The 7,709-nt window shown below is 63.1% G+C and carries 8 protein-coding genes; 4 read left to right on the top strand and 4 right to left on the bottom strand.

Features of this window, described 5'->3' with window-relative positions:
- Nucleotides 1–12: 12 nt before the first annotated feature.
- The 3 genes from greB to PMM47T1_RS19575 all read right to left on the bottom strand — a co-directional run bounded on the left by greB (nt 13) and on the right by PMM47T1_RS19575 (nt 4,062).
- On the bottom strand, nt 13–510 hold the full coding sequence (gene greB / locus PMM47T1_RS19565; protein ID WP_008372129.1) for a transcription elongation factor GreB: 498 nt from the start codon (nt 508–510) through the stop codon (nt 13–15).
- Between the two features lie 364 nt (nt 511–874).
- The gene (locus PMM47T1_RS19570; RefSeq protein ID WP_008372131.1) at nt 875–3,379 is read right to left on the bottom strand and encodes an ABC transporter permease; all 2,505 of its coding nucleotides are present in this window, start codon (nt 3,377–3,379) and stop codon (nt 875–877) included.
- Entirely contained in the window at nt 3,379–4,062 is a 684-nt protein-coding gene (locus PMM47T1_RS19575) for an ABC transporter ATP-binding protein (RefSeq protein WP_008372134.1), read from the bottom strand. The genes PMM47T1_RS19570 and PMM47T1_RS19575 overlap by 1 nt, the downstream gene beginning before the upstream one ends.
- Nucleotides 4,063–4,072: 10 nt before the next feature.
- Here PMM47T1_RS19575 and PMM47T1_RS19580 point away from each other — a divergent pair, with 10 nt between their 5' ends.
- The 3 genes from PMM47T1_RS19580 to PMM47T1_RS19590 all read left to right on the top strand — a co-directional run bounded on the left by PMM47T1_RS19580 (nt 4,073) and on the right by PMM47T1_RS19590 (nt 6,244).
- Nucleotides 4,073–4,678 carry an arylesterase gene (locus PMM47T1_RS19580; protein WP_008372136.1) on the top strand — a complete coding sequence of 202 codons (606 nt, stop codon included), beginning with the start codon at nt 4,073–4,075 and terminating at the stop codon, nt 4,676–4,678.
- 56 nt (nt 4,679–4,734) lie between these two features.
- Complete coding sequence (locus PMM47T1_RS19585) at nt 4,735–5,022, top strand: hypothetical protein (protein WP_008372137.1); 288 nt, start codon at nt 4,735–4,737, stop codon at nt 5,020–5,022.
- A 211-nt stretch (nt 5,023–5,233) separates the two neighbouring features.
- Nucleotides 5,234–6,244, top strand: a complete 1,011-nt coding sequence (locus tag PMM47T1_RS19590) for a L,D-transpeptidase family protein (protein ID WP_008372138.1) — start codon at nt 5,234–5,236, stop codon at nt 6,242–6,244.
- 240 nt (nt 6,245–6,484) lie between these two features.
- Here PMM47T1_RS19590 and oprI read toward each other — a convergent pair whose 3' ends face one another.
- A complete protein-coding gene (gene oprI / locus PMM47T1_RS19595; protein ID WP_008372139.1) occupies nt 6,485–6,736 on the bottom strand; it encodes an outer membrane lipoprotei OprI in 252 nt (83 codons plus the stop codon).
- Between the two features lie 596 nt (nt 6,737–7,332).
- Between oprI and PMM47T1_RS19600 the strand changes: the two genes are divergently transcribed.
- Entirely contained in the window at nt 7,333–7,614 is a 282-nt protein-coding gene (locus tag PMM47T1_RS19600) for a GNAT family N-acetyltransferase (RefSeq protein ID WP_008372140.1), read from the top strand.
- The last annotated feature ends 95 nt before the right edge of the window (nt 7,615–7,709 follow it).

The following is a 7,709-nucleotide window of genomic DNA, read 5'->3' on the forward strand; positions in this document are numbered from 1 at the left end:
TGGCCCGTTGATTCAGGGGTAATCGATCTCGACGATGTACACCGTCTGTTCACCGGTGGGGGTGTGTACCCGCACCTCGGCGTCCAGGGCCTTGCCCAGCAGCGCGCGGGCCAGCGGCGAATCGATGCTGATCAGATTGAGCTTCAGGTCCAGTTCGTCCGGGCCCACGATGCGGTAGCGCGACCTGGCACCATCGTCGTCTTCAATGGTCACCCAGGCGCCGAAATAGACCTTGTTCGGGTCGCTGGGGCGCTCGCTTACCACTTTCAGGTTTTCCAGGCGCTTGGTCAGGAACCGCACGCGGCTGTCGATCTCGCGCAGCATTTTCTTGCCGTAGGTGTACTCGGCATTTTCCGAGCGATCACCTTGGGCCGCCGCTTCACTCACCGACTGCGTGACCTGAGGGCGGCGCACGTGCCACAGCTCGTGCAATTCAGCGCGCATGCGCGCTTCGCCCTCGGGAGTGATGAGGGCGGTGCCATGGCTGCGGGGTGGGCGATAACGACTCATGAAAGGCTCCGTGACTGAACAACGCGCAGTCTATCAGTGCGCTGCCTTGCCGGGTTGGCGCGGTGCCTGTGACGCGGCTGGTGCCGCTGCTACATAAAGGGATAGGTGAAGCCGCAGCCTTTGGCAGCGGCTACACCCCGTAACAGCAACTGTCTTGTCAGAAGCCGGAGCTGCCGCCAGGCTGCGAAGGCCCGCACCGCGGGCCCGCGATCGGCATGACACCGCCGAAGGTCCTGCGGACCTTTGCGCAGCCTGGCGGCCGCTACGGGGGGAGGTGCCATCGCTGACACCCGTAGCAGCACCGTGCCAGGCACTGCGACGCTGCTGCAGACGTTCCTGTGGGCGTCACGGTGAGCTTGCTGCCTCAAGCGTCGCGCAGCACCGCCAGGGGGCTGGTGTTCAGGGCGCGGCGGGTGCCGAATACGCCGGCGCCGCCGATCAACAGCGCGCCCACCAGTGGCAACACCAGCAGCCATGGGTGAGGGTGCCACTGCAAGCCGAAGGCCAGGCGGTACAACGCCAGGCTGATCAGCTCCGTGCCCAGCGCGGCGAGCACACCGCTGGCGGCGCCCAGCAGGCCGAACTCGATGCGCCTCGCCTTGACCAGCAGGCGCCGTTCGGCCCCCAGTGCGCGCAGCAGGGCGCCTTGGCGGATGCGTTCATCCAGGGTGGCCTGAAGTCCGGAGAACAGCACGGCCATGCCGGCTGCCAGCACGAACAGCAACACGTACTCCACTGCCAGGGTGACCTGCGCAAGAATGCTGCGCAGTTGCTCCAGCAAGGCTTCCACCTGCAGCAGGGTAACCGCCGGGAATGCCCTGGCCAGTTCCACCACTTGCTGGTCGTGGCCCGGCGCCAGGTAGAAGCTGGTGAGGTAGGTGGTGGGCAGGTCCGTGAGCGTGCCTGGCTGGAAGATCATGTAGAAGTTGGGCTGGAAACTGTCCCAGCTCACCTGGCGCAGGCTGGTGACGTTGGCCTGACGCTCGCTGCCGCCGATGTTGAAGGTCAGCGTGTCCCCCAACTTCAATGCCAGGCTTTCGGCCAGCTTGGCCTCCACGGAAACACCCGGCAGGCCGCTGGTGGGCAGGGCGGCCCACCACTGGCCTGCGGTGAGGGTATTGCCTTTGGGCAGGTCTGCCGACCAGGTCAGGCTCAGGTCGCGCTCGGTTGCCTGCTCGCCGCGTGAGTCGCGCGTCACCCACTCACGCACCGCCTCGCCGTTGACCTGGGTCAGGCGCCCCGGGATCACCGGGTACAGCGGCGCCGATTGCGCCGAGAAGGCGCTCAGGTGCTGGGCGAAGCTGTCCTTGTCGGCGGGCAGGATATTGAGGGCGAAATAGTTGGGGGCGTTCTTCGGCAACTGGTTCTGCCAGGTGTCTAGTAGCTCGCCGCGCAGCAGGGCAATCAGGGCCATCGACAGCAAGATCAGGCCGAACGCCAAGGATTGTCCCGCCGCCGCCAGCGGATGCCGCAGCAACTGGCCCAGGCCCAGGCGCCAGGGCAGGGGCGCCGCGGCCAATAGTCGCCGCAGGCTTTGCAGGCCCAGCAGCAACACGCCACCCAGCACCAGCGCAGCCAACAGGCCGCCGGCCAGCAGGGCAAAGGTCAGCAGCAGGTCCAGGCTCAGTCGCCACATGATCAGCCCCAGCGCCAAGATCGCCAGGCCATACACCAGCCAGGTGCTGGCCGGGATTGGCAGCAGGTCGCGGCGCAATACGCGCAGCGGCGGTACGCGGCCCAGGGCCGCGAGGGGCGGCAAGGCGAAACCGGCCAGGGCCACCAGCCCCGTTCCTACTCCGGCCAAGGCCGGCAGCACACCGCCAGCAGGCACCTGGCTAGGCAGCAGGCCTTCGAGCAGTTTGAACAGGCCGAGCTGGGCCAGCCAGCCCAGCACGGCACCGCTGACACAGGCCAGCACGCCAAGCACGATCAGTTGAATGCAGAACGACAGCAGCACTTCGCGACGCGACAGGCCCAGGCAGCGCAGCAGGGCACTGGCATCGAAGCGGCGGTTGGCGAAGCGGCTGGCTGACAGCGCCACGGCCACTCCCGACAGCAGCACTGCCACCAGGCTGGCCATATTCAGGTAGCGTTCGGCTTTGCTCAATGCACCACCGATCTGCCGGTTGCCGTCACGGGCGTCCTGCAGTCGCTGGTTGGGCGCAAGCCCCGCCTGCACGGTTTGCGCATAGGCGGCGAGGGCGGTGGGCTTGCCGCTCCACAGTTCGCGAAAGGTCACGCGGCTGCCGGGCTGGATCACGCCTGTGGCGGCCAGGTCCGCTTCGTTGATCATCACCCGCGGGGTGAGGCTGTAGAAGTTGCCAGCGCGGTCGGGCTCGTAGGTCAGCACCCGGGTCAGGCGCAGGGACTTGTTGCCCACGTCGATGCTGTCGCCGATCTTCAGGTTCAAGGCCGCCAGCAGGCGTGATTCCACCCAGGCTTCGCCTGGGCCTGGACGCCCGCCGGCGGTCTCTTCGCCGTAGGGCTGCGCGGCGCTTTTGAGCTGGCCGCGCAGCGGGTAGGCGTCGTCGACGGCCTTGATGCTCGACAGCTGTATGCCGCTGTCGGTGGCCACCACGCTGGCGAACTCCACCACCCGGGCGTGCGCCAGGCCTTGTTCGCGGCCACTGCGCAATTGCTCGGGGCGTGCGGGCGTGGTGCCTTGCAGCACCAGGTCGGCGCCGAGAAATTCAGTGGCGCGCAGCAGCATGGCGCCATTCAGGCGCGCGCCGAAATAGCCGATGGCGGTGCTGGCGGCCACCGCCACCAACAGGGCGAAAAACAGCACGCGCAGTTCACCGGCACGGGCGTCGCGCAGCAATTGGCGCACGGCAAGGGTGCACAGGCGCGTCAGTGGCAATCCGGCCATCAGGGCTCCAGGGGGCCGACCAGGCGGCCGGCGTCAAGGCGAATCAGGCGCCGGCAGCGATGCGCCAGGCGTTCGTCATGGGTCACCAGCACCAGGGTGGTACCGCGTTCCTTGTTCAATTCGAACAGCAGGTCACTGATGCGCTCGCCGGTGTGGCTGTCCAGGTTGCCGGTAGGCTCGTCGGCGAACAGCACGTCCGGTTCGGCGGCAAAGGCCCGGGCAATGGCCACGCGCTGTTGTTCGCCGCCCGACAGCTGGCGCGGCGAATGGCTCAGGCGCTGGCCCAGGCCAACCCGTTCGAGCAGGCTGCGCGCGGTTTCCCGGGCGTCCTGGCGGCCGTCCAATTCCAGCGGCAGCATCACGTTTTCCAGGGCGTTGAGGCTGTCGAGCAGTTGGAACGACTGGAACACGAAGCCCACATGCTCGGCCCTCACGCGTGCGCGCTGGTCTTCGTCCAACTGGCTGAGGTCGCGGCCGGCCAGGGTCACTGCGCCACTGCTGGGCAGGTCCAGGCCGGCCAGCAGGCCGAGCAAAGTGGACTTGCCCGAGCCTGAGGCACCGACGATGGCCAGGCTGTCGCCCTTGTGCAGGTCCAGCGACAATTCATGAAGGATGGTGAGTTCACCTTCCGCGCTGGGAACCACTTTGCTAAGGTTCTGAGCTTTGAGAATGCTTGGGCCCATGGAGAATCCGATGCGAGTGTGGTGGTTGAGTGCTGGCCTGGCGCTGATGGTGCTGGCGCAAAACGCAGCGGCGGGTACCGTGCTGGTGGTGGGCGATAGTATCAGCGCCGGTTTGGGCCTGGATACCAGCAAGGGCTGGGTGTCTTTGTTGCGACAACGGCTTGAGCACGAGGGTTTCAAGGACGAGGTGATCAATGCCTCGATCTCCGGGGACACCTCGGCAGGCGGTCAGGCACGGCTGCCGGCGCTGCTTTCGGCGCACAAGCCGCAGGTGGTGATCCTGGAGTTGGGCGGGAATGATGGCCTGCAGGGGCACCCTCCGGCGCAATTGCAACAAAACCTTTCGGCGATGATTGATGGCGCCCGTGCGGCCGGTGCCAAGGTGTTGCTGCTGGGCATGAAGCTGCCACCCAATTACGGCGTGCGCTATACCACGGCATTCGCCCAGGTGTACGGCGACCTGGCCACGCAGAAAAAGGTGGCGCTGGTGCCGTTTTTCCTGGAAGGGGTGGGCGGTGTGCCCGAGCTGATGCAGGCTGATGGCATTCACCCTGCGGTGAATGCCCAGGGCAAGTTGCTGGAAAATGTCTGGCCGCAGCTAAAACCGCTGCTTTGACGCTTTTCTAGCGACCGCCTTTCGGCTAATGTGGCGCCCCCGCTCTGGAGCCCCCAATGCCGCGTCCTGCCTGGTCCCTGTTTGCCTACCAACTGATCGAGCCCGATGAGCAGCTCGACCTGTTCGCGTGCCAGGAAATTCGTGTCCACCTGATCGCCCGTCAACTGGAGCTGGGCGGCTCGGCCGACCGCACGCTGTGCGGCACGCTTCTGCCCGCCCAGCCGCGTTGGTCCGGGGTGGCCAAGTCGATCTTCCGCGACCGGCGCCTGTGCCCATTGTGCAAGGCTATCCTCCAGGCGCAGAAAAAAGGCACGCGGCCGATCTGGCCGGAGCTTGCCAACTAGGGTCTGTATGAAATGCTTTACGTGTTGTAAACGAGCATTCCGAGCCTGCTTTCAACGCAGCATGGCCGAGCTGGGATGCATTTCTAACAGAGCCTAGTCCCAAGGTTATTGACTTTCTGTTCATCCGGCAGTCGCCTCGATACCTCCCGATTGGCGGGGCGCCAGTGTACAATCGACCGATTACCCCTCTCGATTTGCAAAGGATCCTCGGATGTTGCCGCGCTTTTCCGTCGTCACCCGTTGCCTGGCCCTGACCGCCGCGATCGCTGCCGGTCCCGCCGTGGCACTGGAATACCCCCTTCCGCCGCCCGGCGAAGATATCGTCGGTCAGGTCCAGGTGATCAAGGCCAAGTACGAAGACACCTTTGCCGACCTTGGAGAGGCGAACGACCTGGGTTACCTGGAGATGATTGCCGCCAACCCGGGCGTGGACGCCTGGTTGCCGGGCGCCGGTACCGAGATCGTGCTGCCGACACGCTTCATCCTGCCGCCGGGCCCGCGTGAAGGCATCGTTATCAACCTGCCTGAATACCGGTTGTACTACTTCCCCAAGGGCGAGAACGTGGTCTACACCTACCCGATCGGCATTGGTCGTGAAGGCTGGGGTTCGCCGATCTCGCAGACCAAGATCACCGGCAAGATCCCCAACCCCACCTGGACCCCGCCAGCCTCCATCAAGGCCGAGCACGCTGCTGACGGCGACCCGTTGCCCAATGTGGTACCGGCCGGCCCCGACAACCCGCTGGGCCCGTTCAAGTTCACCCTGGGTATTCCGGGTTACCTGATTCACGGTTCGAACAAGAAGTTCGGCATCGGCATGCGCACCAGCCATGGTTGCTTCCGCCTGTATAACTTCAACGTGCTGGAATTGTCGAAGATGGTGCCGGTAGGCACCCCGGTGCGCATCATCAACGAGCCCTACAAGTTCGGTGTGAGCAGCGGCAAGGTGTATATCGAGGCGCATACCCCGCTGGACGCCAAGGGCGACCCATCGGCCGTGGATAAGCACACCTCGGTGATCAACGCGATGCTCAAGCGTCCGGAGCTCAACGGCACCAACATGCAGATGAACTGGGATACCGTGCGTGACGTGGTAGCCGCCGAAGACGGCATGCCGGTGGAAATCGCCGCGCCGGGCGTAGCAGGGTCTGCCAATGACTCGGTCATCTCCAATGCGCCGGTAACGCCACCGCCGCAGGTGCCGGTTCAGAAGATGGACTGATTGCCATCAGCCATTGAAAAAGGGGAAACCGCCATGCGGTTTCCCCTTTTTTATAGGTGTTCAGGCGTTCCACGCCACCCTACCAGGCCACGCTGCGTTTCAGCAGTATCCGGTATTTCACAGGCGTGCCTTGAACGCCTTCGCAGCCTGATGGCAGCGGCTGCAGCGGGCCATTGAATCGGGCATAAAAAAGCCAGCCCACCAAAGGTGGGCTGGCTTTTCAATAACCCCGAAGGATTATTACTTGCGGCTTGCCTTGTCCAGCATGCGCAGAGCGCGCTCGTTGGCTTCGTCAGCAGTCTGTTGAGCTTTCTGGGCAGCAGCCAGAGCTTCGTCAGCTTTGCGATAAGCTTCGTCAGCACGAGCTTGAGCACGAGCCGAAGCATCTTCGGTAGCGGTCAGGCGAGCTTCGGTTTCTTTGGAGGCGCTGCTGCAACCGGTAGCCAGAACGGCGGCCAGAGCCAGAGCAGAGAATTTCAGAACGTTGTTCATCGTGATCCCCTTCAAGGACTTTCTATTTAAAGCCATCTCTCGTGAGTGAGAAAATAGCCGGCGTACATAGTACCCATTACTTGTAGTAAGTAAAATGACCTAACGCAAGAAGCAAAAAAAATCTCGTCACTGCATCAACTGTAGCGGCGATGCCATCCCGCAGCCTGCGTCCAGCCTCTCTGGACTAGGCTGAACAAAGTGACCATAGACGTCATTCTGTGAACGGCGTCATGCTCGAGTGCATCAATAATAAAGCATTGCAAAGACACCCGTGCCAGTTCCACAAACCCTGCTAAAGTATTTTTAACTGAACTACTAGTGACTTGAAGTGTCCGCGCTCGTCAAAGCTTAAACATTCGGCAATGTTCAGTCGCGGCTGCCTTCAGATGTTCGGTCACGCTATTTCAGCGTGGAGCGGGACGAGTGTCTTGAGTGTCGGTGGCATCGGCGCCTACTATTGAATACGTGCTCATTTGAAAAGAGAACGACAAAGCTCGTCTCGGTGTCGAAACAGGCACGGGGTGGCGTAGAGGTTCCTTCGCCGGAAAAACATCGGTAAGGTAAGGGTCATATTCCAAGACCCGCGAGGAGTTGTGATGAGCGAGGCGTTGTCCATCCACCATGACCAGGCCGGTCATCAGTTCGAGACCAATGTGGACGGTCATCGTGCTTACCTGACCTACATGGACCTGGGTAAGCAGACACTGGATATCTACCGTACCTTCGTGCCCAACGCGTTGCGCGGTCGCGGCATTGCTGCGGCCCTTACCGAACAGGCACTGGCCTATGCCGAACGCATGGGCTACACCGTGATCCCGTCGTGCTCCTATGTAGAGCGCTACATGGAGCGTCATCAGCGGACGTTGAGGCAGCTTTAAGCGGTAAGCCTCAAGCTGCAAGGGCGAAGCCGCGCATAGCTTGCCACTTGAAGCTTGCAGCTAAAAAAAAACGCGGGGAATGACCCCGGCGTTTT

Origin of the sequence: Pseudomonas sp. M47T1 (assembly GCF_000263855.1) — a bacterium.
GTDB lineage: Bacteria > Pseudomonadota > Gammaproteobacteria > Pseudomonadales > Pseudomonadaceae > Aquipseudomonas.

Coding starts and splice junctions, on each gene's coding strand:
- greB (WP_008372129.1), bottom strand. CDS start 510: ATGAGTCGTTATCGCCCACCCCGCAGCCATGGCACCGCCCTCATCACT.
- PMM47T1_RS19570 (WP_008372131.1), bottom strand. CDS start 3,379: ATGGCCGGATTGCCACTGACGCGCCTGTGCACCCTTGCCGTGCGCCAA.
- PMM47T1_RS19575 (WP_008372134.1), bottom strand. CDS start 4,062: ATGGGCCCAAGCATTCTCAAAGCTCAGAACCTTAGCAAAGTGGTTCCC.
- PMM47T1_RS19580 (WP_008372136.1), top strand. CDS start 4,073: ATGCGAGTGTGGTGGTTGAGTGCTGGCCTGGCGCTGATGGTGCTGGCG.
- PMM47T1_RS19585 (WP_008372137.1), top strand. CDS start 4,735: ATGCCGCGTCCTGCCTGGTCCCTGTTTGCCTACCAACTGATCGAGCCC.
- PMM47T1_RS19590 (WP_008372138.1), top strand. CDS start 5,234: ATGTTGCCGCGCTTTTCCGTCGTCACCCGTTGCCTGGCCCTGACCGCC.
- oprI (WP_008372139.1), bottom strand. CDS start 6,736: ATGAACAACGTTCTGAAATTCTCTGCTCTGGCTCTGGCCGCCGTTCTG.
- PMM47T1_RS19600 (WP_008372140.1), top strand. CDS start 7,333: ATGAGCGAGGCGTTGTCCATCCACCATGACCAGGCCGGTCATCAGTTC.